Below are 23,433 nucleotides of genomic sequence, written 5' to 3'. Positions count from 1 at the left end.
AGGAGAAACCATGCACGAGCTATCCCGTGATGAACTCCTAGCGCACCGGCTCATTGCCCAAGGGCTAGCGCCGTCGGCCGCGCGGCCATCGCTCACCTCGGCGCTGGACGTCGCTGAGCATCTCCTTGCTCTACAGGGGCAGACCTACGATGCTGGTGTTCGTGCACTTTCCCTGCGCGCCGGGTGTGACGATGACAAGGTTCTGAAAGAGATAGAAAGCTACCGCGTGGTGCGCTGCTGGCCCCAGCGAGGGACGTTGCACTTCATGCCGGCTGCCGACGTCCGCTGGATGTCCTGCCTCCTCTATCCACGCATCGCCGCAAGCCAGAAGTCTCGGCGCCCCAGTCTAGGGCTCAGCGAAGAGATGTTTGAAGCGTGCTCAGAGGCCCTCCACAGCGCAGCCACCACACCATTAACCCGCGCGCAGGTCTATGAGCTTTTCGCCGAGACGGGCGTGGATCCCACAGAAGGTCGCGGCTCCCACTTACTGCGTGCCTTCGGCGGAGCAGGTGACCTCGTCCAAGGCCCCAAGGACGGCAACCAGGAAACCATTCTTCACGTTGATGCACTTCCCGTTGCCCAACACGAGCCAGCGCATCCCCTTCACGAACTTGGTCAACGGTATATCTCAGGTCATGGTCCGATCTCGGTAGAAGACCTCCAAGCGTGGTCAAAGCTCAGCAAGACTCAAGCCACCACAGCTTTGAAGTCGGCAGACGCTCGACGCACTCGCCACGATGGCCAAGACTTTTGGATGGCCACTTGGCAGGAAGATGTTTCTGCAGAGGAAATCCGTACTGCCCTAGAACTACGACTCGAGCTGCCTGCGTTCGACGAATACTTGCTGGGCTACGCCAACAAGGACTGGATTGTCCCCGATGAGATCCGCGTCAATGTCCTCACCAAGAACGGTCTGAGTTGGCCGTGGGTAATGGAAGGCGGACGCGGCGTGGCCAGCCTGCGCTAGCTACAAGCATTACGGCATGCGCAGGATGCGGCGATGAACCGTGCCGGCAGGTTCAACGTGGATGAAGACCTCAGCGCCGGGGAAAAGCTCATCGATGGCGTCCTCGATGCGGTCAGCGATGGTGTGCGAGTGCAGTACCGTCCACTGTCCGGGCACGTCCATGGTGAGGTAGACCAGCCGGTTGCGGCCGGAGGCTACGGTGCGGCGAGACGTAAACTCCACGTCGTGACGCTCTTCGAGTTCGTTGAGGAGGGTGTCGAGCTGCGCATGTTCTTCCTTGGGCAAAGACTCAGAGAGCAAAGAGCTCAGAGATTCCTTGAGCAGCTTGTACCCAGTCCACAAAATATTGAGGCCCACCGCAAACGCGATGACTGGGTCGAGCCACAACCAATCCGTGAGGCTGACCGCGCCGATGCCGAGGAGGACGCCGACGGACGTCCAGACGTCGGTAAGCAAGTGCTTTCCGTCCGCCTGCAAAGTAGCCGAACGGTGCTGCTTACCCGCGCGCACCAGCAAAAGGCCCACGCCTAGGTTGAGCAAGGAAGCCACGAGCGATAGGAGAAGACCTAGCCCAGGCTGCTCCAGCGGCTGCGGCTCCATGAGGCGGCGAATAGCGGTGTAGATGATCATCGCCGCGGCGACGAAAATCATTGCACCCTCCACCAGCGCCGAGACATACTCAGCCTTGCCGTGCCCGAACTGGTGGTTCGCATCCGCGGGTTTGGCTGCAATCTTGATAGCCACGAATCCCACGACAGCGGCAACAAGGTTGACGCCGGACTCGAGGGCGTCGGAAAGAAAGCCCACCGATCCCGTCACGGCAGCAGCAATAACCTTGAGAACAATGGTGGCCACCGCAGTGGCGATAGAGAGCTTCATGAAGCGTTCGAGCACCAACTGCTCGCTAGGAAGAGACATATCCCGACCTTCGTGGAGAGATTTTTTACAATCCCTCAGACTACCAAAGCCGGATGTGCACGCACTGTTCACTGAATGTTTACCGCGTGCGGTCGCGAAGTACATAACCCACCATTAGTTTGTACTTTATGTCCATAGACATACCTCGCCCAGTCCTACTCTTCGATTTTGACGGGACCGTCAGCCTTGGCCACGGTCCCGTGCTGGCCTATGCGCACCATATTGCTGAGAAGGCCGGGCACCCGTCCATTGCTCATGACGCTGAAGCGCTGCTGAACTCCAATGACGTCGGCTCAGCGCGCGACGGCTACCACCTCGTCCACACTCTCGCCGCCGAACTCGACGTGCCGGAGGAGACTTGCCAGGAGGCATACATGGCCTCGCGGGAGAACCTCGCCGACACCGGCATCAACGCCCCTGAGGGGCTTGCCGAGTTCCTTACTTCCTACCCCGGCCGCGCCATTCTGGCGACGAACTCTCCAGAGATTGGCCTCCGCGCTGCCCTTCATACGCTTGGCCTCAAAGAGTCCTTCGACGCCGTGTACACCGGGGTGGGTAAACCTCAAGGGCTCACCCGCATCCTGGACACCGATCTTGCCGGCACGGATCCGACTCGCCTCATCTCCTTCGGAGATATTTGGGAGTACGACCTTGCACCCGTGGCCGCCATGGGTGGACGCACCGTGCTCGTTGACTCCCCCTTCGCCGTCCCCTGTGAGGCTAACCCGACCTGGCGCGTCACCCGCGTCACCGACATCTTTCCCCAACTGACCTCTGCTCTTTAAACCACACGCACAGAAAGACACTCATCATGCGCCGTTTCACCGCTCTTGCCGCCACTGCTCTTACTCTGTCCCTCTCCCTTACCGCTTGCTCCTCTGACTCCGATAGCGGTTCTGACTCCGCTAAAGGCGCTGATGAGAAGCTCACCCTCGCACTCATCCCGAACGAAAAGGTCAATGATTTGGTGACCACTGCGAAGCCGTTGACTGATTACCTCTCTGAGGAGCTCGGCGTTGAGGTTGAGGGTGTTGTTACCAAGGACTACCAGGCCGCCGTCGAAGCCATCGGCTCCGGCCAGGCTGACATCGCTATCGCCTCTGCAGCACAGCTGGCCTCCGCTGAGGATATGTACGGCGCCCACGCTGTTCTGCAGGATGAGCGCTTCGGTGCAGATTCCTACGCCGGCCAGTTTGTCACCAACAATCCTGACAAGTACTGCGAGGATGAGCCAGTCAAGGCCACCTACGCAGCAAGCGGCGATGACTACCTCTACTGCAACGGCACCGCCACCGCAGACAAAAATGAGGGACAGGGCCCGAAGGGACTCGAGGCACTGAAGAAGATTGATGCCAAAACTACCGTCGCCATGCTCGGTGCTACCTCGCCGGCCGGCTACCAGCTGCCGGTCATGGCTATGGAGTCCCAAGGCATTGATGTTGATAGTCTCAAGAAGGTCCCTGTGACCTCTAACGATGCGTCCATCATGGCCGTCTACAACGGTGACGCCGAAGTGGGCTTCAGCTTCTGGGACGCACGCTCCACCATTGACTCATCAGAGGCTCCTGACTTGGCTGAGAAGCTTGTCGTCTTCGGTTATACCGACATGTACCCCAATGGCGGCGTCGTCATTTCTGATGATGTCCCAGAGGAGCGCCGCAAGGAAATCACCGACCTTATGGACGGCTTCTCTGAGGTGGACCCGGACACCATGTCCGCCATCTTCGACATCACCGACTGGGTTCCGGCTAAGAAAGAGTCCATCGACATGGCGCGCAAGGTCAACGAACGCTTCGCACAGTAGATTCGCACTCCTCCACTGCCCATTTCCCACTTAGAAAGGTTCCCCATGACGGAGGAGAAGGCGTGGGGCATTCGGTTCGAGAATGTCTCAGTGCGCTACCCCAACGGAACGTTGGCGCTTGACGACGTCTCCGTGGACATCGCCCCCGGCGAATTCGTCGCCATCGTCGGTCTTTCGGGCTCCGGTAAGTCCACCTTCATCCGCAGCATTAACGGGCTCGTGCAGCCGACCTCGGGAAAGATCTTCGTTGGTCCGCACGAAATATCCGCCGCGAAAGGTTCCCAACTGCGCACACTCCGTGGCCGCATCGGCATGATTTTCCAGGAGTTCAACCTGGCAGATCGCGCAAGTGTATTCGCTAACGTGCTCGTTGGCCGTTTCTCCCACAACCCAGGTTGGCGCACGTTGCTGGGCATCTCAACTTCGGCGGACAAAACGATTATCGCCGAAGCTTTGGAGTCCGTGGGCATCCTCGACAAGGCGTGGAACAAGGCCGGCGCTTTGTCTGGTGGCCAAAAGCAGCGCGTGGCCATTGCCCGCGCCCTCTCCCAGAAGCCCGCCATCATGTTGGCCGATGAACCCGTAGCGTCCCTCGACCCGCCTACCGCGCACTCTGTCATGAAGGATCTACGCCGCATCAATACCGAGCGTGACCTCACCACTTTGGTAAACCTGCACCTTGTGGACTTAGCCCAAGACTACGCGACCCGCATCATCGGCATTCGCCATGGAAAGATCGTCTTCGATGGCCCCGCGCAAGGGTCCTCTGTGGAGGATTTCGAGACCATCTACGGCCGCCGCATCCGAGAGGAAGACCAGCTGGGAAGTCAAGGGAGCACAGTATGACAGCCGTGCTTCCTCCCCGGCAGCGGAATTGGCCCGGCATTCTCGGTGGGCTGGCCGCGTTCATCGCGCTGACCATCGCCACGTGCATCCCCGCCTGGGGCGGTATCGAGATCGACTTGGGGCAGATTGCGCGCAATTGGCGCAACGGTGCCGACCGTTTAGCGCTGATGCTCAGCCCCGATTGGTCCATCCTTCCGCGCACGTGGCAACCTCTGCTCGAGACCCTAGCCATGGCCGTGGTGGGTGCCGCCATATCCGCGGTGATTGCCCTTCCGCTGTCGTTGTGGGCGGCACGCCCCACGAATCCCTCGACACCATGGCGCACGCTCGTACGCGGCGTCGTCAACGTTGTCCGCGCGGTGCCCGATCTCGTTTACGCCACCATTCTCGTCGCCATGCTCGGCGTCGGCGCCCTACCGGGCGTCGTTACGCTAGTGCTTTTCGATGTCGGCATCGTGGTCAAGCTAGTCTCTGAAGCAATTGACTCCGCTGATGACTCCTACATGGAGGCCGGCCGCGCCACTGGTGGTACGCAGACTCAAATCAATCGCGTGACTGCTCTCCCCCAAACCTGGCCCGCCTTTGCCAGCCAGGTCATCTACTCTCTTGAACTCAACGTCCGTATCTCCGCGGTCCTCGGCCTCGTGGGCGCGGGCGGCATCGGCTTGCTCATCGACGAAGTCCGCGGATTCTATCGCTACGATGCGCTCTCCGCCATCGTGCTGGAGCTGCTCGTCGTAGTCATTGCCCTTGAAATCGTATCCGTCAACCTGCGAAAGAGGCTGCGATGAGCACTGCACTTCCAGCAACTGCACCATCCGCACTGCCTTCACGTTCCCGCAGCTGGGGTGTCTGGGGTGCGTGGGCCGGAATTCTTGTCATCTTGGCCTTGTCCTTTGGGTACATCGATGTCAACCTCTCGGCGTTGAAAGATCTGCCCACCAACATTTGGCACTACCTCGTGCTCATGTTCTCCAACCCGGACTGGTCAAAACTAGGTGAAGCCCTCCTCCAAACCTGGCGCTCCGTGGCTATGGCCTGGATCGGCGCCATCCTCGGCGTGGTGCTCTCAACTATCTTGGGTGTGCTCGCCGCCAATACTGTCTCCCCCGGCTGGGTATTCCTTCCTTTACGTGCGCTCTTCGCCATCATCCGCGCAGTACCGGAGATCATTATTGCGATTATCATCCTGACAGTTACCGGTCTCACGCCCTTCACGGGCGCGTTGGCCCTTGCCATTGGCGGAATTGGAACGCATGCCAAATGGACCTATGAGGCCATCGAAACCGCGCCAACCGGCCCAGCTGAGGCAGTGAAGGCTTCGGGCGGCACTCTCGTGGAAACGGTGCGTTGGGGAACGTGGCCAATCGTCCAGCCTGAGTTAGCATCCCTAGCGCTCTATCGCTTTGAGATCAACGTGCGTACTTCCGCCGTCCTCGGTCTCATCGGAGTGGGTGGTATCGGCGACATGCTCACCGGCTATACGCAATACCGCCAGTGGGACGTTGTGGGCGTACTACTTATCGTCGTCATCGTCATTACTATGTCCATCGACGCCGTCTCCGGTGCCATCCGCCGCCGGATCGTGGCAGCTAAGTACGCCTAACCACATCCCCAGCCCCTATGACTGATACTGCCCCACCTTCTGCACACATCACTACACGCATGCCAAGCTTGCAGCCCATCGAGCAGCGCGTGGCTCAGGCCATCTTGGAGGACATGGACTTTGTCCTCCACGCCACCGCGGATCAGCTCGCGGCTAAAGTCGGTACCTCCCGCACCTCAGTCATCCGTACGGCGCAGGCGCTGGGCTACGACGGCTACCAGCAGTTGCGCGTAGCTCTCACGCAGGAGATTGCGCAACGCCCACGGCAGCTTCCCGGTGTCGATTCGACCTACGTCGGCCGCATGTCCGCCGAGATTGCCAGCTTCAGCAATTATCTACACGGACTCACCACGCTACTCAATGAGAAAGAACTGACAGCAACGGTTGAATCACTTGTGGGAGCGAAGCGCGTCCTCATCGTGGGCAACGGACTATCGGCTCCACTCGCCCAAACCATGGCGCTGCGCCTGACCAGTATCGGACGCCCTGCAGAGTTCGTGGGAGAGGCCACGGGCCAGCACATCGCAGCAACGCAACTGGATTCCGAGTGCGTATGCCTCGTGGTCTCTGGATCCGGCTCGACCACGCTCACGCTCAAAGCTGCGACCGCGGCCCACGCGTCGGGCGCGGCCATCATCGCATTGACGTCGTTTACCTCTTCGCCCTTGGCGGATCTTGCCACCTACACGCTGGTCATTCCCTCCCCCGATGGAACGTTCCGCGCTGAACTCGCGGATGCCTCCCGCGTGGCCTTCCTGCTGGTTTTAGAGGCACTCGTCACGCTGGTGGATTCCCACCTCGATGATTCCGCGGCGCGGCGCGCGGTGCTCACTGTGCTGCAATCGGCGATGGAGAATTAATTACCCAAGTACGCGTAGGCCGCGGCGATGAGCGCCAGGGTCGCGGTGATCAGCGTCGGCTGCAGCTCCGGCGCAAATCGCGGGTTGTGGTTGGGAATTGATGCGCCATCAGTTCGCCCGCCGAAGCCCCAGAAACAATAGGGAGCTCCGAAGGCATCGGGGATGCGAGAGAAATCTTCGGACGCCGTCCACGGCTCCATGTCGAGGACACTATCGCCACCAAGGACGTCGATAAGCTGCGCGCGCACTTTTTCGGTCGCTTCTTTATCGTTGACGGTGAGGGGGTAATTATCACTCTGTACAAACTGCGGCTCGCGCGGGGACATCGCTGCTTGGCACTCGGCCTCGACAATGCGGTGGATAGCGTCCACGATCTGTGCTCGAACGTTCTCGTCATAAGCACGAATGTTGATGCGCAGAGTGGCCGAATCCGGGATGATATTAGCCTTCGAACCTGCCTGCAGCGCGCCCACGGTCAGTACGGCGAACTGGTGCGGATCGACCTCGCGAGAGACAACGGTTTGTAGCCGCAGCACGATGGAGCTAGCCAGCACCACCGGATCAATACTCAGGTGCGGCATGGAGCCATGCGACCCGTGCCCATAGACCGTCACAGTGAGAGACGTCGCCGTAGACAGCACTGGGCCGGGCGCGATAAGCACGCTGCCGGCGGGGGCGTTCTTATCAATGAAGACGTGCTGGCCAAAGGCCACATCAGGGGTCGGAACCTTATCGGTGAGTCCCGCATCAACCATGGACTGTGCGCCCTCGGCGGTCTCCTCACCAGGCTGAAACAGCGCGATGAAGGTACCGGACCACGCGTCTCTAGCTTTCGCCAGCGCCTCCGTGGCACCCAACAAGGCGGTCACATGGGTGTCGTGGCCGCAGGCATGCATAGCGTCGCCCGTAGCGGCATAGCTTAGGTCAGTGTCCTCTTTAATGGGAAGACCGTCAAAATCGGCGCGCTCCAAGACGGTCGCTCCTTCACCGTTGCGGAGAATGCCGACGACTCCCCCGCCGAATTCCAGCACCTCCACCCCGCGAAACTCACGGAGCTTATCCGCGATAACCCCGCGAGTACGCTCCTCTTGCATGCTGAGCTCCGGGTGCTGATGCAAATCTTTGTACAGGGCTTCCTGCCACGTCGTGGCTTCCGCGGCGCGGTCAAGGATGTGGGCGATACTCATGCCCACATCCTACGCGGAGTGGCGGGACTATCCGCCGATCTTGAAGTCGCAGACGTCTCCGTCCTGCATGATGTATTCCTTGCCTTCTTGGCGGACCTTGCCCGCATTGCGAGCCTCAGCCATCGAGCCAGCGGCATCGAGATCATCGAAGGAAACGATTTCAGCCTTGATAAATTTCTTCTCAAAGTCTGTGTGGATGACGCCAGCAGCCTGGGGCGCAGCAGAGCCCTGCTTGATCGTCCACGCGCGGGCTTCCTTAGGCCCTGCAGTCAGGTAAGTCTGCAGGCCGAGGGTGGCGAAACCGGCCTTGGCTAACGTCGCCAAGCCCGGCTCCTCCTGCCCCACCGACTCCAGCAACTCGAGCGCCTCAGCCTCGTCAAGCTCAAGAAGCTCCGTCTCGGTCTGAGCATCGAGGAAGACGCACTCGGCTGGGGCAACGAGCTGACGTAGCTCATCCTTCTTGGCGTCATCAGTCAGCACGGACTCATCAGAGTTGAAGACATACAGGAAGGGCTTAGCGGTCATGAGGTGAAGCTCGCGCAGCAGGGCGAGATCAATCTCATTGCTCTTGGATGCAGCGAAGAGCGTGCGGTCATCCTCGAGGATGGCCTGAGCCTTCTTGGTCTCCTCAACGGTGTCCGTCAGCTCCTTGTTCTTCTTGGCCTCCTTCTCCAGACGCGGCAAGGCCTTCTCAATGGTCTGGAGATCAGCGAGGATGAGCTCGGTGTTGATCACCGAGATATCATGCGCCGGGTTAACCTCGCCGTCAACGTGAATAACGTTGTCATCAGCGAAGGCACGCACCACCTGGCAGATGGCATCTGCCTCGCGGATGTTGGCAAGGAAGGCGTTACCCATGCCCTCACCCTTGGAGGCGCCTTCGACAATGCCGGCGATGTCCACGAAGGACACGGTGGCCGGGAGGATGCGCTCGGAGCTAAAGATCTCAGCCAAGCGGTCCAGGCGGGAATCCGGAAGCTCAACGAGGCCGACATTCGGTTCGATGGTGGCGAACGGGTAGTTCGCTGCCAGAATATCGGAACGGGTCAGGGCATTAAACAACGTGGACTTGCCCACGTTGGGCAGGCCGACGATTCCTAGTGTAAGACTCACGGGGCCAATCCTAACGCACCCCGGATCTTTTAAGGCAAGATGGTAGGGTGAGTTCCGATCAGCCTAGCCCTCAGTCCTCCTCGCCCGAGCTCGCCGCCGCAGAGGCCGCGCTTGGCGGGCGCTTTGACGACTCAGTCGATGCTGCGTCCCTGGATGATGTTTCCCCGCACCCGCCGGGCAATCAGGTGGATCGCTCGGTGGTGGTCGGCGAAGTCATTAAGTCTGCGTCATTGTGGGCATTGCGCCTCACCATCATCGGACTCTTCCTTTATGCCACCTTCCGCATGTTGGGCAATTTTTGGCGCGGCATTCTTCCAGTCCTCATCGCGTTGATTATCTGCACCGTGCTGGCCCCCGTGGCCAGTGCCATGCGCCGTAATGGACTCCCGTCAGCACTCGCCGCAGCAATCACGATTTTGGTGTCCTTTACCGCAGTGGGCTCACTGTTCATGTTCATCGCACCGGACTTTGCGCGGCAATCCCAGACGCTCTATCTCCAGACGGCCGAAGGTATTCAGCGCCTCCAGTTGTGGGCCCAGGGCCCACCGTTGAATCTCGACCCGGATGAGATTGGCACGTATATCGACGAAATCGCTTTGTGGCTCCAACGCCAAGCCGGATCCATCGCAGGCTCCGTCTTCACAGGTATTGGTACGGCCACGTCCATTGTGGTGACTTTGTTCATCATCGTGGTGCTCACCTTCTTCTTCCTCAAAGACGGCCATAATTTCCTTCCCTGGTTGCGCGCCGCCACTGGCCGCCGCACCGGCTGGCACCTCACCGAGTTGCTCACCCGCATATGGACAACATTGGGTGGATTCGTGCGGGCACAGGCAGTGGTCTCAGCTGTCGATGCCGTCTTCATCGGCCTCGGCCTCGCCCTCATCGGTGTGCCGTTGGCCATGGCGCTCGCCATCATCACTTTCATCGCCGGTTTTATCCCGTTTGTGGGCGCCATCGTGGCTGGCGCACTGTCCGTCACGATCGCGCTGGTTTCTCTGGGCTTCACGAAGGCTCTGCTCGTCTTGGGACTTGTCCTCTTGGTCCAGCAGTTGGAGGGCAACGTGCTCTCCCCTTGGCTTCAGTCCAAGGCAATGAACCTTCACCCAGTCATCGTTCTGATCTCGGTGACGGTGGGATCCGCGCTTTTCGGCCTCGTGGGCGGCTTCCTTGCCGTGCCGGCAGCAGCCACCATTGCGGTGGGCTACCGCTACTTCCAGGACATGATGATGCTCCAATCCGGCGAACGGACCGCGGAGGATCTGCAGTTTTCCACCGTGGCAGGCTTCCTCATCGGGCGCTATACACAAGAGCAGGGTGACCGGAAACGCGAGCAATGGTTGTCCATCCCGGATCACGTTGCTCCCGAAGGCGCGGCTGAGGATGTTGCCACCGATGGCACAAGCGCCTTAGACCGCAAGGTCGACGTCGATGCCGACTTCACTGAGCGTGAAAACGGCGCCCGCGCCGGCATCAAGCGCGCAATCGGAGCTCTCGAACAAATGTTGCAGTCGAAGGATAAAGACTAAGCCGAGATGTCCACGGCGCATGCCATGATGTCAGGCATGACGTCTACTCTTCCCGTGCTGCTGCTTTTCCTCGGACTCATCATCGGCGCTGCCTTGGGGTGGCTGGCCCGCGCCTATTCCGCGCAGTCCTCCCAACCCTCAGAAGAACACCGAGCTCTCCAGGAATCCCAGCGCCGGCAAGCAGAGCTTGCGCCGCTGGAGAAGGCAATGGACAGGCTGGGACTACAGCTCCAAGAAATTGAGGAGGACCGTGCTACCTCACTGGCCGCACTGAGCAGCCAGGTCCAGGCAGTAACACGGACCTCCACCCGGCTGTCTGATCGCACGGACAAACTTGTTGGCGCGCTGCGCTCACCGAATGTTCGGGGGCGCTGGGGTGAGGTGCAACTTGAACGCGTTGTGGAGCTCGGCGGCATGCGCAAACATGTCGACTTTGATTCCCAGGTCACTGCCTACATCAACGGCGCTGCCGTGCGCCCAGATCTTGTCATTCGCCTGGCCGGTGGCCGCAGCATTGTCGTCGATGCCAAGGTCCCGCTCAGCGCCTACCTCGACGCCATGGAGAGTGAGGACCCCGAGGATCGGGCGGGCTTCCTTCGGCGCCACGCGCATCTCATGCGCTCCCATGTCCAGGCACTCTCCGGCAAGGACTACATTGAGGCTTTCTCCCCAACTCCGCAGTTTGTCATCCTCTTCGTCCCCGCCGACACGTTCGTCGACGCTGCACTGACGGTCGATGCTGAACTGCTCGAATTTGCCTTTGAGCGCAACATTGTCATCGCCACGCCGAGCACGCTCTTCGCCCTACTGCGCACCGTAGCGGTGAGCTGGCAGCACGAGGAGATATCCGATAAGGCCCGCGAAGTCCAGCGTTTAGGCCGCGAGCTGTATACGCGCCTTAATACTCTCAACGAGCATTATGACAAGGTGGGGCGAGGACTCGAGCGAGCCGTGGAGGCCTATAACGCGAGCCTGGCCAGCTTGGATTCACGGGTTGGGGTGACCGCCCGTCGGCTTACGGAATTGGATATTCCTGCCCGCGTGGATCGCACACCAGTCGAACCGCGCAGCGTGGAGTCGTGGCCGCGGCGCGCCCATAATGACTAACGTTTCACCCGAAAATCCCGGTAAACTCTCACGGCGTGTCAGTTGCCAAAAATCGTCGCCGCCCACCCCGTCGCGGAATGCCGCTCACCCGAGCACTTCTTGTTGCGCTCCTCGTGGCGCTCGTGGCCATGGCCGTGTCTGGTGTGCTCGGGCGTGTCGGACTGGCTTTCGCGCTGATTTTTGGCTTGGGTTCCCTCGCCGTGACTTGGCTCGTGGAAACCCGTGGCTTGTACATGACCGTGATTACTTTGCCCTTGCTGTACGCAGTCGGCGCAGTGGGGGCCGGATTTATCAACTCCGCTTCTGCGCTGCCAGAAGGCGCCTCGCCGTTTAGTAAGACGGCGCTGCTCACTTCGGCTTTCCCCCTTATCCAGCACTTCCCTGTCCTCATCGTGACAGTTTTGGCGTGCGCATTGCTGGCGGTACTTCGCGTGTGGCGCAGCAATAATCATGCTAAGAGCCAAGAGGCCAAGGCCCTCAAGAAGCGTCGCGCGGAGGTTGCTGCTGATGAGCGCAACCGTTCCGAACGCCTCTCTGTGGCTGAGCTCGTCGCGCGTGAGAACACCTCGCCCCGCCGGGTTCGTGAGCGCGATCGCGGGGAGCGCCGCCGCCTACAAGAAGAAGAACGCGAAAGGCGCCGTCAGGCTGCTCCTGACGCAGACGAACGTGAGGAGTTCCGCCGAGCCGCCGCCAGGTCTGCTGAAAACAGGCAGCGTGCGCCGCGTCCTCAGCAGAAGCTCGAGGAGAACCTCTACGAGGACTAGCGCAGTGCTCCGGGTCTCCAGGATTTCTAGGCGGTCGAGGTGCCCTAGGTTCTAGCGCTCAGTACGAGCCGGGCGCAGGTCACGCGGCAAGGAGAAAGTAATGGTCTCCGTGGAAGTCGTTACCTGTTCCACATCGCTATAGCCGCGCGCATCAAGGAACTCGAGTACCTCGCGCACGAGAAGCTCCGGTACCGAGGCACCACAGGTCACTCCAACGGTCGAAACTCCCTCCAGCCAGGCCTCATCAATCTCCGAGGCAAAGTCAACGAGGTACGACGCCGTGGAGCCTGCCTCCAGTGCTACTTCTACGAGGCGCTTCGAGTTCGAGGAGTTCTGGGAGCCCACAACAATCATCAGGTCACACTTCGGGGCGATAGCTTTGACCGACTCCTGACGGTTCTGGGTGGCGTAGCAAATATCATCTGACGGCGGGTTTTCCAGGTGTGGGAAGCGCTCACGCAGCTTGTTCACAATCTCGATGGTCTCATCCACCGACAGCGTGGTCTGAGAGAGCCAGATAAGCTTCTCATTCTGCAGGGAGTCCGGCAGCTTGTCGACGCCCTCCAGACCATCCACGAGGTGCGTCACCTCCGGAGCCTCACCGGCGGTGCCCTCCACTTCCTCGTGGCCCTCGTGACCAACGAGCAAAATCTGGTAGCCATCACGCTCGAAACGCTGTGCTTCCTTGTGCACCTTCGTCACCAGCGGGCACGTGGCATCGAGAGTGAGCTGCTTGCGCTCTTGTGCTTCCTTGCGCACGCTCGGAGCAATGCCGTGTGCGGAGAAAACCAGGTGTGCGCCCTCAGGAGCTTCGGAGGCTTCTTCGACAAAGATGACGCCACGTTTGGCTAGCGATTCCACGACGAAGCGGTTGTGCACAATCTGCTTGCGCACATAGATGGGTGCGCCGTACTTCTCCAGCGCCTTTTCTACTGTCTCAACAGCACGGTCCACGCCGGCACAGTAGCCGCGCGGAGCCGCCAGGAGCACCTTCTTGGCAGTTTCAGTCATGGCTCCCAGAGTATCGAATAACCGCCGCATACTGTAGTTACCGTTTAAGCTGCTGACTCGCCTTCCTCGCCCGCTGAGGGTGCATGTCCGAGCAACCTCCTAGACTGGACGCAGAACACAGCACGAAGAAAGGACTACGCGTGAACCAACCGGCTAATTCCGCGGAGGCACCGTGGCCCGTTGGCAAGGTCAATGACCAAGTCAAAGGCTGGATTGAGCGTCTCGGCTTCCTGTGGGTCGAAGGCCAGATTACGCAGCTCAATATGAAGCCATCATGGAAGCTGTCGTATATCACCCTGCGCGATGTGGAGCAGGAGAAGTCCGTGCAGTTGACCTGCAATACGTCGCTCATTCGGAATGCGCCCTCCCCGCTCAAGGACGGCGACCGCGTCGTGGTCTATGGCAAGCCAGCCTTTTACGCTGGCCGTGGCAGCTTCTCCCTCTGGGTCACCGAGATCCGCCACGTCGGCATCGGTGATCTGCTGGCACGCGTGGAGATGCTGCGCCAGCGCCTGCGCCAGGAGGGGCTTTGTGATCCTTCCCGCAAGCTGCCGCTGCCCTATTTGCCTCAGAAGATTGGCCTCATTACTGGACGTGGTTCCCACGCCGAGCGCGATGTCCTGTCCGTCGCACAGGACCGCTGGCCGGCCGTTCAATTCGAGGTCATCAACACCGCCGTGCAGGGCGCCACGGCCGTGACTCAGGTTGTTGATGCTCTGCGTACCCTTGACGCCGATCCGGAGGTCGACGTCATCATCATCGCCCGTGGAGGTGGTTCGGTGGAGGATCTTCTTCCCTTCTCCGAGGAGGCCCTGCAACGCGCTGTGGCTGAGGCCCGCACACCGGTGGTCTCCGCCATCGGACACGAGCCGGATCACCCGGTGCTTGATGACGTTGCCGATCTCCGCGCCGCCACTCCCACTGACGCCGCCAAGCGCGTTGTCCCTTCTGCTGCAGAGGAATATGCGCTCATTGCGGAGGCTCGTTCTCGCATGGCTGCTGCTCTGCGCGGGTGGGTGGAGCGCGAGCGGCGTGGCCTGGAAAATATCCGCTCTCGCCCGGTACTCGCGGACCCGATGGTGCCGATTACCGCTCGCCGCGAGGAACTTGACCGCCATGTCTCCCTGATCCGCCGCGTCATCACGCACCAGCTCGATCGGGAGAGCAACCAAGTCTCGTCGCTCCGTGCCCGCGTATCCGCCTTGGGCCCCTCAGCCACACTCGAGCGTGGCTATGCCATCGTGCAAGTTGTTCCGCGCGACGGCAGCGGGCCTGAGGTGGTCACCAGCTACGAGCAATCACCTCCTGGTTCACAGCTGCGCATCCGGGTGGGCGATGGCTCCATTACCGCCGCAGCGATGTCCTCCCACGCAGCGGACTAAGCACGATAGGTTTTAAAACGCTGACTTACCCCATAAAGATAGGATCCCTTTCATGACTGACACCATTGGCGCCGGACAGCCCGGCCAGGATGCTTTCCCACCCGTTGAGGAGCTCAGCTACGAGCAAGCCCGCGACGAACTCATTGAAACCGTCAAGATTCTCGAATTAGGCCAGATGGGTTTGGACGAATCGCTCAAATACTGGGAGCGCGGTGAGGCTTTGGCCAAGGCTTGTGAGGCGCACCTCGACGGCGCATCGAAACGCGTGGAGGAAGCCCTCCGCAAGAATGAGGAGGCTGAAGCCTAAATGAAGATCTATGCTTATCCGGGCGACCGCGTCGACTTCGTCTCCAAGTCCGGTGGAGCTGGTTCCATGGTCTTTGGGGATTCACGCCAACTCGCGGAAGAATTCTTCGGTGCCCCGCACACCGCTGAGGGCGAGGAAATCAGCTACTTCTCTGGCTCGATTGTCCTGCGTTTTGTAGAAGACAAGCTCACCAACATCACCCTCTTCCCCAGCAAGTCCGTCCACGAGAAGGTGGACGTCTACCTTGGCAAGACCCGCCTAAGCGGACTCGACCAGGAATCCCTTGCGCAGGCGGCGGGCAACGCCATCGATGTGGAGTGGGACGGAACGCTGCAGCGCGTCACTATTCGCTGACGACGTTGCCGTCTTCGCCAATTGTGAGCGGTTCAGCCTCTACGAAGGCGACCAGGGCCGTTTCATAATCAGCGTCAGAGGCAGAGCCAGTAAGGACGAGGCGGGCATCGCCCAAGTCAGTAATCCACAGTGGACGGACATCCCGATCATCACTGCTGAGGATTTCAACGTCGTGGCCTGCCACCTCACGCTTCTCGGAGTTGGCACGATAGTTGGAATCGTAAGCCGAGGGGACATCGCCAAGCGCCAGCTGCGTCTGTGCGGACTCAACATAGCCATCATTCGGGGTCAGCCAGCTCACAACGGAACCAACCTCAGAACCCATCTGCTTGCGGCGCGCAGCGTTAGGCTGCCACCCTTCCGGCAGAACAGGTTCGCGAATGACAGCTCCCGTGTTGCGCGCCTCCATCGCTAGGAAGGTCGAGGCGTCCACGTCCTGCACCGGACCCGATTTTTCAGGGTTCACGGAGCACAGTCCTGTCGCACCTACCGCGACGAACATCATGATGAGAATGACGCCAACGGTCAAGGTAATGTCACGCGCGCCCTCGAAAATTTTTGGTTTCTCTTCAGCAGCCACCCGCCTAGTATCGCACGCCCCATCCTGCGAACGCGACATCGACCACCTACCTGCAGTTTCCCGCACATTCACCCCCGATCCCACATCTGGGGGAGGCATTCGGGCTTAAGCCCACCATAAAAGTGGAAGAATAGAGGATGTATTCCGGGTAATTCTCCCACCCCGGGTCAAGCCACCTGATAAGAAAGGGACCACTTACTTATGTCCGACAACACGTCTTATATCCCTGACCGCAACCTAGCGATGGAGCTGGTGCGCGTCACCGAGGCCGCTGCACTGGCCTCGGGCCGCTGGGTGGGCCGTGGACAGAAGAATGAAGGCGACGGCGCTGCGGTGGATGCCATGCGTAAGCTCATCAACTCCGTAGAGATGAACGGTGTCGTTGTCATTGGTGAGGGCGAGAAGGATGAAGCCCCAATGCTCTTCAACGGCGAGGAGGTCGGCACCGGCGACGGCGCTGAGATGGATATCGCCGTCGACCCGGTGGACGGCACCCGTCTCATGGCTGAGGGCCGCCCGAACGCAATCTCCGTCATCGCCGCTGCTGAGCGCGGAACCATGTACGACCCCTCTGCGGTCTTCTACATGGAGAAGATTGCCGTGGGCCCAGATGGTGTCGGCTGCATCGACATCAACAAGCCCGTCGAGTGGAACGTAAAGTCCGTTGCCAAGGCAAAGGGCATCAAGCCAGCTGACCTGACCGTCGTTGTGCTCGACCGCCCGCGCCACGATGAACTCATCAAGGAGATCCGCCAGGCTGGTGCCAAGGTCCGCCTCATCATGGACGGCGACGTAGCCGGCGCCATTGCCACGTGCCAGGACACCAACTCCATCGACCTCATGATGGGCATCGGCGGCACCCCAGAGGGCATCATCACCGCTTGTGCCATGAAGTGCATGGGAGGCGAGATTCAGGGCAAGCTGTGGCCGAAGGACGAGGAAGAAGCTGAGAAGGCTCGCAAGGCTGGCCATGATTTGGATCGCGTGCTCACGACGAACGATCTGGTCTCTTCTGAGAACTGCTACTTCGCTGCTACGGGTGTCACCAACGGTGACATGCTGCGTGGTGTGTCCTACCGCAAGAACGGTGCGACGACCCGCTCCCTGGTCATGCGCTCCAAGTCCGGCACCATCCGCTACGTGGATTCCATTCACAAGCTGGCCAAGCTGCAGGAATACTCCGTGGTGGACTACACCAACCCGCACGATCAGGAAAGCTAATCCGCCTTCCACAGAACAGTGCTACGGTGGCCAACAGCGCCGTGCTACGGCACACATAAATCAATCAACAACGCACACTTCACAGAAAAGGTGACTTCATGACTGAATACCGCATTGAGCACGACACCATGGGCGAGGTCAAGGTTCCGGTCGACGCCCTGTGGCGCGCCCAGACCCAGCGTGCAGTAGAGAACTTCCCGATCTCCGGCCGTGGTCTCGAGTCCGCACAGATCCGCGCCCTCGGTCTGCTCAAGGCCGCCTGCGCACAGGTGAACAAGGACTCTGGCAAGCTGGACGCCGAGAAGGCTGATGCCATCATTGCTGCCGCCACCGAGATTGCAGAGGGCAAGCACGATGAGGCTTTCCCGATCGACGTCTTCCAGACCGGCTCCGGCACCTCCTCCAACATGAACACCAACGAGGTCATCGCCTCCATCGCCCACAACAATGGCGTGGAGATTCACCCGAATGACCACGTCAACATGGGCCAGTCCTCCAACGACACCTTCCCCACCGCTACTCATGTGGCGGCCACCGAAGCTGCTGTCAACGACCTCATCCCGGGCCTCAAGGTTCTGCACGAGTCCCTCGTCGCGAAGGCCAAAGAGTTCGCTGATGTGGTGAAGTCCGGCCGTACCCACCTCATGGACGCCACCCCGATCACCCTGGGCCAGGAGTTCGGCGGCTATGCCCGCCAGATCGAGCTTGGCATCGAGCGCATCGAGGCTACCCTCCCGCGTTTGGGTGAGCTGGCCATCGGCGGCACCGCCACCGGCACCGGCCTGAACACGTCCGCGGACTTCGGCGCCAAGGTCACCGAGGAGCTGAAGAAGCTCACCGGCGTCAAGGAGCTCTCTGAGGCGAAAAACCACTTCGAGGCGCAGGCTGCGCGCGACGCCCTCGTGGAGTTCTCCGGTGCTATGCGCACCGTCGCTGTTTCCCTCAACAAGATTGCCAACGACATCCGCCTCATGGGCTCCGGCCCGCTGACCGGTCTGTCCGAGATTCACCTCAAGGATCTGCAGCCGGGCTCCTCCATCATGCCGGGCAAGGTCAACCCAGTCCTGTGTGAGGCCGCCACCATGGTGGTCAGCCAGGTTATCGGCAACGACGCAGCTGTTGCTTTTGGTGGTTCCAATGGCCAGTTCGAGCTCAACGTCTACATCCCGATGATGGCCCGCAACGTCCTCGAGTCCTCTCGCCTTCTGGCTAACGTCTCCCGCGTCTTCGCTGAGAAGTGCATCGACGGCATTGAGGCTAACGAGGACCGCATGAAGAAGTTCGCGGAGTCCTCCACCTCCATCGTCACCCCGCTGAACTCTAAGATTGGCTACGAGAACGCTGCTAAGGCTGCCAAGCACGCACTGCATGAGAAGATCACCGTGCGCGAGGCTGTCATCGACCTCGGCTTCGTCGATGGCGAGAACCTCACCGAGGAGGAGCTTGACGAGCGCCTCAATGTTCTCACCATGACCAACCGCGACCGCGACGACTTCTAAAGCTCACGCTAAGAAGCCTCTCCACCGCTCTCCTTCGGGAGGGCGGTGTCGTCGTTTTACACAACCCTCAACGGCGTGGTGACCCGCGACATATTCTTCCAGACGTTTTCCTAAAATCACCGGCTTTGCACTTGGTGCAAACTTGCACTGAGTGTACTGTTGCACTCTGTGCAAGAAGAAATGTCATTACGCGAGCAGAAGCGCCTCAAGACGCGCCTGCGAATCGAGGACGCCGCCACCCACTTGGTGGATGAGCGTGGATTCGCCGACGTCACTGTTGAGGAGATTTGCGAGGCAGCCGGTATTTCTCGGCGCACCTTTTTCAACTATTTCGATTCCAAAGATTCTGCCGTCCTCGGCAACCCAAGCCGGGAGTTCTCGGAGGACCAAAAAAGCTATTTCCTTGAGACTCCTACGGACAGCGTTTTCAAGCTGGCGGTCGATCTCATTAAAGAACATCTCATTGGTCAACATTCCTCAGATGACATCGCTGAGCGACGCCGCCGGATTTCCCGCGACGCTGACGCGGCAGCGGCGTCGCTAAGCCGCAAACGCGCAAAGTCCAACGAAATTCTTGAGCTTCTTTCCCAGAGACTCGAGAAAGAACCCTCCCTGCGGCGCATGCCCTCCGTGTCACCTCAAACGGAGGCCATCCTTATTGCTGCTGCCATTCGGGAGGCTTTCTGGATTGCCACCTCCTCCCCTGATTTCAGCTGCGCTATTCCCTTTGAGCAACGCTTTGATTCGGCACTCACACTTATTAACGATTATTCGAAAGGACTGACATGGTAGATACCGCGACTGAGTCGACCACTCAGGCCGACAACGGCAAGCCGGATAACAACCTTGCCCTCGTTTTCTCCGCCCTCGTGCTCACCATGCTGATGAGCTCCTTGGGCCAGATGATCTTCTCCTCCGCGCTTCCCACCATCGTGGGTGAGCTCGGCGGCGTTGACCACATGAGCTGGGTCATCTCTGCCTTCCTTGTCACCATGACCATTGCTATGCCCATTTCCGGCAAGCTCGGTGACATGATGGGCCGCAAGTGGCTCTACATCGGCGGTATCGCCACGTTCGTTGTCGGTTCCACTCTGGGTGGCTTCGCGCACAGCATGAATCTGCTCATCATTGGCCGCGCAGTTCAGGGCTTTGGCGCTGGTTTCATGATGATTTCCTCCCAGTCCATCATTGCTGAGGTCACTTCGGCCCGTGAGCGCGGCAAATTCATGGGCATTATGGGCGGCGTGTTCGGCCTTTCCTCTGTTCTCGGCCCCGTCTTGGGCGGTTGGTTCACCGACGGCCCAGGCTGGCGTTGGGGCATGTGGATGAACATTCCGCTGGGCCTGCTCGCCATCACGGTCTGCACCTTGGTGCTCAACCTTCGCGTGGGCGATACAGATCTGCGCAAATTTGATGCCCTCGGCGCGACCTTCATCGCTATCACCACAGCCTCCCTCATCCTCATGACCACGTGGGGCGGCACCCAATACGAGTGGTCGGACCCGATCATCCTTGTGCTTGCTGCCATCGTCGTCGTAGGTGCCGTTATCTCCTTCATCGTTGAGAGCAAGGCCAAGGAGCCGCTCATACCGGTTCACCTATTCAAGAACCGCAACATGGTCCTCACCACTGCCGCCGGCATGGTCCTGGGCCTGGCAATGTTCGGCGTTCTGGGTTATATGCCAACCTATCTGCAGATGGTCCACACCTTGACCCCAACCAAGGCTGGTCTCATGATGATCCCGATGATGCTCGGCTTGATCGTCACGTCAACCGCCATCGGTTTCATCATTGCCCGCACCGGCCACTACAAGCACTACCCCATTATCGGTCTCGCCATCACCGCCGGCGCTCTGTTCTGGATGTCCAAGCTCACCGTCGATACTTCCCTTGTACAACTCGGCGCGGAGTTCCTCGTCTTCGGCATCGGTTTGGGCTTTGTCATGCAGGTGCTTGTCCTCATCGTGCAGAACTCCTTCCCCGTTGCGTTGGTGGGCACCGCGACCGCGGCCAACAACTTCTTCCGTCAGATTGGTTCCGCCATTGGTGCATCCCTGGTGGGTTCCCTTTTCATCCACAACATGCGCGATGAGATGGCCGCCAACATGCCAGGGGCTATTGCCTCCATGGGCAAGGCCGGAGCTCCGTTTGCGGAGAAGTTCGGTGCTAGCGGAGGCTCCTCTAACCTGACACCATCCATGGTGGCAGAGCTTCCTGACCCGATTAAGGATGTCATCCTCAACGCCTACAACGATGGCCTTACCCCCGTCATCCTGCTCATGGTGCCGATGGCTATCGTCGCCCTCCTGCTCATCCTTCCGGTTCGTGAGGAGCACCTCAAGGAGACCATCTCCTAACCTGACTTAGGTCATGGGTGGGTGAGTAAAGTCACTCTTGACACTGTTACCTGTTGGTTTTCGTCGGTGGGGAGGAATTTTTCCGCACTAAGTGGGTAGTGCCGGGGGTGTTCAGTAGTCTGATTTTTGTGAGTCCTTATATTCGCACCGTCAAGACCGCTTCTGGGGCGACGGCGGTGCAGGTGGTGTTCTCTGAACGCAAAGGTGCGAAAAGGATGAAGCATATCGGCTCAGCACATTCAGAGTCTGAGCTTGCGCTTTTAAGAGCTGAAGCTCAACGCATCGTCGATGGTGACCAACTCGCAATGGACTTCGGCGAGGTGAAACACATCCCACCGGCAACAGGCAGCGTTTCCAACCCGCTGCCGGTAGTCGGTCAGCGGGCCGGTTACTTGCTGGACTGTATCGATGCGTGTTTCAACGAGTTAGGCCTTGCTGCAGCAAGCGGTGATGATCCGGTGTTTCGCGATCTGGTGCGTGCCCGGATCATCCATCCCGGCTCAAAGCTGGATTCCATCGAGACTCTTGCCGAGGTTGGCATCACCAGCGCAAGCTACCGCACCATCCAGAGGCGTCTTTCCTCCTTCGCGACCGAATCATTCGGAGAGATACTAACCCAAGCGTTGGCTCATCATGCAGGTATTGGACCAGGCGCATTCATCTTGTACGACGTGACCACCTTGTACTTTGAAACCGATACTCCTGATGAGCTTCGCAAACCCGGGTTTTCCAAGGAACGCCGTGTAGAGCCACAAATCCTTGTCGGGCTGCTTACTGATGCCACCGGGTTTCCACTGCATGTGGGCGCGTTTGCTGGCAACTCGGCAGAAACCCACACGATGCTGCCGATGATCACACGGTTCCAAGAGGCCTACCAACTCGATGAAGTCACCGTCGTTGCTGATGCAGGGATGTTCTCCGCGGCGAACAAACAAGCACTCATTGACGCAGGTCTGCACTACATTTTGTCGGTGAAAACCCCCACCGTGCCTGAGGTGATCGAAACCTGGCGGCGGGAAAACCCCGGTGAAGACTACACCCACGGCCAGATCTGGACACAAGCCTCGGCAAGCGATGGGCGCAAACACACAACCCCGAATACGGTGACGCATTACCAGTACTCCCACGATCGGGCTAGGCGCAGCCTGCGCGGAATCAAAGAGCAAGTCGCAAAAGCTAAACGGGCTGTTGACGGCGATATCGCTATCAAGCGTAACCGCTATATCGATCTTTCCGCTCCGAACAAGAAGGTCAACTACGCTCTTGCTGCCAAACACCGAGCCCTAGCCGGAATTAAAGGCTATGAAACCGACCTGACCGCTCTTGACGCCCAGGAGGTTATCGGGCATTACCGCAGGTTATTCAACATTGAGAAATCGTTTCGGATGTCGAAATCAGACCTGAAAGCACGCCCAATCTACGCCAGGAAACAAGACTCGATCACAGCACATCTCAATATTGTGATGGCAGCACTAGCCGTGGCCCACCTGATGGAGACCCGCAGTGGTCAATCCATCAAACGCCTCGTGAGAACACTCAAGAAATACCGCAGCTTTCAACTCGTCATTGGTGACGAAACCATTCACGCCGCCGTACCACTCCCGCCCGACCTCACCGCCACCATCCAAGCAATCACCGGCCACGAACTTCCGCACTAAATTGGCCTAAGTCAGGACAACATGCGCGATGAGATGGCCGCCAACATGCCAGGGGCTATTGCCTCCATGGGCAAGGCCGGAGCTCCGTTTGCGGAGAAGTTCGGTGCTAGCGGAGGCTCCTCTAACCTGACACCATCCATGGTGGCAGAGCTTCCTGACCCGATTAAGGATGTCATCCTCAACGCCTACAACGATGGCCTTACCCCCGTCATCCTGCTCATGGTGCCGATGGCTATCGTCGCCCTCCTGCTCATCCTTCCGGTTCGTGAGGAGCACCTCAAGGAGACCATCTCCTAACGAGTCCCTCCCTACAAAGAAATCCTCGCTACACCTTCATGTAGCGAGGATTTATCATGTCGAGGG

General features: G+C 59.5%; 24 protein-coding genes. 19 read left to right on the top strand and 5 right to left on the bottom strand.

Annotated elements, in window-relative coordinates; all coding sequences use genetic code 11:
* Positions 1 to 10: 10 nt before the first annotated feature.
* Positions 11 to 967, top strand: coding sequence for a DNA glycosylase AlkZ-like family protein (locus CSING_RS05085; RefSeq protein WP_042530274.1), 957 nt, complete (start codon positions 11 to 13; stop codon positions 965 to 967).
* Between the two features lie 9 nt (positions 968 to 976).
* Here the strand turns inward: CSING_RS05085 and CSING_RS05080 are convergent, their stop codons facing one another.
* A complete protein-coding gene (locus CSING_RS05080) occupies positions 977 to 1,885 on the bottom strand; it encodes a cation diffusion facilitator family transporter (RefSeq protein ID WP_042530272.1) in 909 nt (302 codons plus the stop codon).
* Between the two features lie 128 nt (positions 1,886 to 2,013).
* Here CSING_RS05080 and CSING_RS05075 point away from each other — a divergent pair, with 128 nt between their 5' ends.
* From CSING_RS05075 to CSING_RS05050, 6 genes are read left to right on the top strand one after another with little or no spacing between them, the layout of a single operon-like run.
* Positions 2,014 to 2,670 carry an HAD family hydrolase gene (locus tag CSING_RS05075; RefSeq protein ID WP_052471388.1) on the top strand — a complete coding sequence of 219 codons (657 nt, stop codon included), beginning with the start codon at positions 2,014 to 2,016 and terminating at the stop codon, positions 2,668 to 2,670.
* A 26-nt stretch (positions 2,671 to 2,696) separates the two neighbouring features.
* Positions 2,697 to 3,689 carry a phosphate/phosphite/phosphonate ABC transporter substrate-binding protein gene (locus CSING_RS05070; RefSeq protein WP_042530270.1) on the top strand — a complete coding sequence of 331 codons (993 nt, stop codon included), beginning with the start codon at positions 2,697 to 2,699 and terminating at the stop codon, positions 3,687 to 3,689.
* 45 nt (positions 3,690 to 3,734) lie between these two features.
* The gene (gene phnC / locus CSING_RS05065; RefSeq protein ID WP_042530268.1) at positions 3,735 to 4,535 is read left to right on the top strand and encodes a phosphonate ABC transporter ATP-binding protein; all 801 of its coding nucleotides are present in this window, start codon (positions 3,735 to 3,737) and stop codon (positions 4,533 to 4,535) included.
* Positions 4,532 to 5,326, top strand: a complete 795-nt coding sequence (gene phnE / locus CSING_RS05060) for a phosphonate ABC transporter, permease protein PhnE (protein WP_042530266.1) — start codon at positions 4,532 to 4,534, stop codon at positions 5,324 to 5,326. The genes phnC and phnE (CSING_RS05060) overlap by 4 nt, the downstream gene beginning before the upstream one ends.
* Positions 5,323 to 6,141 (top strand): phosphonate ABC transporter, permease protein PhnE, encoded by an 819-nt coding sequence (phnE, locus tag CSING_RS05055; protein WP_042530264.1) that lies wholly within the window; start codon positions 5,323 to 5,325, stop codon positions 6,139 to 6,141. The genes phnE (CSING_RS05060) and phnE (CSING_RS05055) overlap by 4 nt, the downstream gene beginning before the upstream one ends.
* Before the next feature lie 59 nt (positions 6,142 to 6,200).
* Complete coding sequence (locus tag CSING_RS05050; RefSeq protein ID WP_158407797.1) at positions 6,201 to 7,001, top strand: MurR/RpiR family transcriptional regulator; 801 nt, start codon at positions 6,201 to 6,203, stop codon at positions 6,999 to 7,001.
* On the opposite strand, the gene CSING_RS05045 is transcribed toward CSING_RS05050, so the two are convergent.
* The gene (locus CSING_RS05045) at positions 6,998 to 8,188 is read right to left on the bottom strand and encodes an amidohydrolase (protein WP_042530260.1); all 1,191 of its coding nucleotides are present in this window, start codon (positions 8,186 to 8,188) and stop codon (positions 6,998 to 7,000) included. The two genes, CSING_RS05050 and CSING_RS05045, sit on opposite strands and share 4 nt — an antisense overlap.
* Positions 8,189 to 8,215: 27 nt before the next feature.
* Positions 8,216 to 9,301, bottom strand: a complete 1,086-nt coding sequence (ychF, locus tag CSING_RS05040) for a redox-regulated ATPase YchF (protein WP_042530257.1) — start codon at positions 9,299 to 9,301, stop codon at positions 8,216 to 8,218.
* Positions 9,302 to 9,348: 47 nt separating this feature from the next.
* Between ychF and CSING_RS05035 the strand changes: the two genes are divergently transcribed.
* From CSING_RS05035 to CSING_RS05025, 3 genes are read left to right on the top strand one after another with little or no spacing between them, the layout of a single operon-like run.
* Positions 9,349 to 10,830 (top strand): AI-2E family transporter, encoded by a 1,482-nt coding sequence (locus CSING_RS05035; RefSeq protein WP_042530255.1) that lies wholly within the window; start codon positions 9,349 to 9,351, stop codon positions 10,828 to 10,830.
* A 6-nt stretch (positions 10,831 to 10,836) separates the two neighbouring features.
* A complete protein-coding gene (locus CSING_RS05030; RefSeq protein WP_371440956.1) occupies positions 10,837 to 11,937 on the top strand; it encodes a DNA recombination protein RmuC in 1,101 nt (366 codons plus the stop codon).
* Positions 11,938 to 11,972: 35 nt separating this feature from the next.
* On the top strand, positions 11,973 to 12,701 hold the full coding sequence (locus CSING_RS05025; protein ID WP_236684041.1) for a DUF6542 domain-containing protein: 729 nt from the start codon (positions 11,973 to 11,975) through the stop codon (positions 12,699 to 12,701).
* A gap of 51 nt (positions 12,702 to 12,752) precedes the next feature.
* Here CSING_RS05025 and CSING_RS05020 read toward each other — a convergent pair whose 3' ends face one another.
* The gene (locus tag CSING_RS05020; protein ID WP_201773969.1) at positions 12,753 to 13,712 is read right to left on the bottom strand and encodes a 4-hydroxy-3-methylbut-2-enyl diphosphate reductase; all 960 of its coding nucleotides are present in this window, start codon (positions 13,710 to 13,712) and stop codon (positions 12,753 to 12,755) included.
* Positions 13,713 to 13,852: 140 nt separating this feature from the next.
* On the opposite strand from CSING_RS05020, the gene xseA reads away from it, so the two are divergent.
* The 3 genes from xseA to CSING_RS05005 are packed head-to-tail and all read left to right on the top strand — an operon-like array spanning position 13,853 to position 15,755.
* Entirely contained in the window at positions 13,853 to 15,094 is a 1,242-nt protein-coding gene (xseA, locus tag CSING_RS05015; RefSeq protein WP_042530250.1) for an exodeoxyribonuclease VII large subunit, read from the top strand.
* Between the two features lie 52 nt (positions 15,095 to 15,146).
* On the top strand, positions 15,147 to 15,401 hold the full coding sequence (locus tag CSING_RS05010) for an exodeoxyribonuclease VII small subunit (protein WP_042530249.1): 255 nt from the start codon (positions 15,147 to 15,149) through the stop codon (positions 15,399 to 15,401).
* Positions 15,402 to 15,755 (top strand): hypothetical protein, encoded by a 354-nt coding sequence (locus CSING_RS05005; protein WP_042530247.1) that lies wholly within the window; start codon positions 15,402 to 15,404, stop codon positions 15,753 to 15,755.
* Here CSING_RS05005 and CSING_RS05000 read toward each other — a convergent pair.
* Positions 15,745 to 16,374, bottom strand: a complete 630-nt coding sequence (locus CSING_RS05000; RefSeq protein ID WP_236684040.1) for a DUF4245 domain-containing protein — start codon at positions 16,372 to 16,374, stop codon at positions 15,745 to 15,747. The two genes, CSING_RS05005 and CSING_RS05000, sit on opposite strands and share 11 nt — an antisense overlap.
* A gap of 162 nt (positions 16,375 to 16,536) precedes the next feature.
* Between CSING_RS05000 and glpX the strand changes: the two genes are divergently transcribed.
* The 6 genes from glpX to CSING_RS04970 all read left to right on the top strand — a co-directional run bounded on the left by glpX (position 16,537) and on the right by CSING_RS04970 (position 23,367).
* The gene (gene glpX / locus CSING_RS04995) at positions 16,537 to 17,556 is read left to right on the top strand and encodes a class II fructose-bisphosphatase (RefSeq protein ID WP_042530243.1); all 1,020 of its coding nucleotides are present in this window, start codon (positions 16,537 to 16,539) and stop codon (positions 17,554 to 17,556) included.
* A gap of 98 nt (positions 17,557 to 17,654) precedes the next feature.
* Positions 17,655 to 19,055: a class II fumarate hydratase gene (locus tag CSING_RS04990; protein ID WP_042530241.1), complete on the top strand. Its 1,401-nt coding sequence runs from the start codon at positions 17,655 to 17,657 to the stop codon at positions 19,053 to 19,055.
* A 180-nt stretch (positions 19,056 to 19,235) separates the two neighbouring features.
* Positions 19,236 to 19,847 (top strand): TetR family transcriptional regulator, encoded by a 612-nt coding sequence (locus CSING_RS04985; RefSeq protein WP_186302131.1) that lies wholly within the window; start codon positions 19,236 to 19,238, stop codon positions 19,845 to 19,847.
* Positions 19,841 to 21,412 (top strand): MDR family MFS transporter, encoded by a 1,572-nt coding sequence (locus CSING_RS04980; RefSeq protein ID WP_042530238.1) that lies wholly within the window; start codon positions 19,841 to 19,843, stop codon positions 21,410 to 21,412. The genes CSING_RS04985 and CSING_RS04980 overlap by 7 nt, the downstream gene beginning before the upstream one ends.
* A 128-nt stretch (positions 21,413 to 21,540) precedes the next feature.
* Positions 21,541 to 23,070, top strand: a complete 1,530-nt coding sequence (locus CSING_RS04975; RefSeq protein WP_042533176.1) for an IS1634 family transposase — start codon at positions 21,541 to 21,543, stop codon at positions 23,068 to 23,070.
* A gap of 21 nt (positions 23,071 to 23,091) precedes the next feature.
* A complete protein-coding gene (locus CSING_RS04970; RefSeq protein ID WP_042530236.1) occupies positions 23,092 to 23,367 on the top strand; it encodes a hypothetical protein in 276 nt (91 codons plus the stop codon).
* Positions 23,368 to 23,433 lie beyond the last annotated feature (66 nt).

Source organism: Corynebacterium singulare (assembly GCF_000833575.1).
Classification (GTDB): Bacteria; Actinomycetota; Actinomycetes; order Mycobacteriales; family Mycobacteriaceae; genus Corynebacterium; species Corynebacterium singulare.
Note: the sequence above shows the minus strand (reverse complement) of the source record. Positions and strands in the feature narration are given on the sequence as shown.

Coding starts and splice junctions, on each gene's coding strand:
- CSING_RS05085 (WP_042530274.1), top strand. CDS start 11: ATGCACGAGCTATCCCGTGATGAACTCCTAGCGCACCGGCTCATTGCC.
- CSING_RS05080 (WP_042530272.1), bottom strand. CDS start 1,885: ATGTCTCTTCCTAGCGAGCAGTTGGTGCTCGAACGCTTCATGAAGCTC.
- CSING_RS05075 (WP_052471388.1), top strand. CDS start 2,014: ATGTCCATAGACATACCTCGCCCAGTCCTACTCTTCGATTTTGACGGG.
- CSING_RS05070 (WP_042530270.1), top strand. CDS start 2,697: ATGCGCCGTTTCACCGCTCTTGCCGCCACTGCTCTTACTCTGTCCCTC.
- phnC (WP_042530268.1), top strand. CDS start 3,735: ATGACGGAGGAGAAGGCGTGGGGCATTCGGTTCGAGAATGTCTCAGTG.
- phnE (WP_042530266.1), top strand. CDS start 4,532: ATGACAGCCGTGCTTCCTCCCCGGCAGCGGAATTGGCCCGGCATTCTC.
- phnE (WP_042530264.1), top strand. CDS start 5,323: ATGAGCACTGCACTTCCAGCAACTGCACCATCCGCACTGCCTTCACGT.
- CSING_RS05050 (WP_158407797.1), top strand. CDS start 6,201: ATGCCAAGCTTGCAGCCCATCGAGCAGCGCGTGGCTCAGGCCATCTTG.
- CSING_RS05045 (WP_042530260.1), bottom strand. CDS start 8,188: ATGAGTATCGCCCACATCCTTGACCGCGCCGCGGAAGCCACGACGTGG.
- CSING_RS05030 (WP_371440956.1), top strand. CDS start 10,837: ATGTCCACGGCGCATGCCATGATGTCAGGCATGACGTCTACTCTTCCC.
- CSING_RS05020 (WP_201773969.1), bottom strand. CDS start 13,712: ATGACTGAAACTGCCAAGAAGGTGCTCCTGGCGGCTCCGCGCGGCTAC.
- CSING_RS05010 (WP_042530249.1), top strand. CDS start 15,147: ATGACTGACACCATTGGCGCCGGACAGCCCGGCCAGGATGCTTTCCCA.
- CSING_RS05005 (WP_042530247.1), top strand. CDS start 15,402: ATGAAGATCTATGCTTATCCGGGCGACCGCGTCGACTTCGTCTCCAAG.
- CSING_RS05000 (WP_236684040.1), bottom strand. CDS start 16,374: ATGTCGCGTTCGCAGGATGGGGCGTGCGATACTAGGCGGGTGGCTGCT.
- glpX (WP_042530243.1), top strand. CDS start 16,537: ATGTCCGACAACACGTCTTATATCCCTGACCGCAACCTAGCGATGGAG.
- CSING_RS04990 (WP_042530241.1), top strand. CDS start 17,655: ATGACTGAATACCGCATTGAGCACGACACCATGGGCGAGGTCAAGGTT.
- CSING_RS04985 (WP_186302131.1), top strand. CDS start 19,236: ATGTCATTACGCGAGCAGAAGCGCCTCAAGACGCGCCTGCGAATCGAG.
- CSING_RS04980 (WP_042530238.1), top strand. CDS start 19,841: ATGGTAGATACCGCGACTGAGTCGACCACTCAGGCCGACAACGGCAAG.
- CSING_RS04970 (WP_042530236.1), top strand. CDS start 23,092: ATGCGCGATGAGATGGCCGCCAACATGCCAGGGGCTATTGCCTCCATG.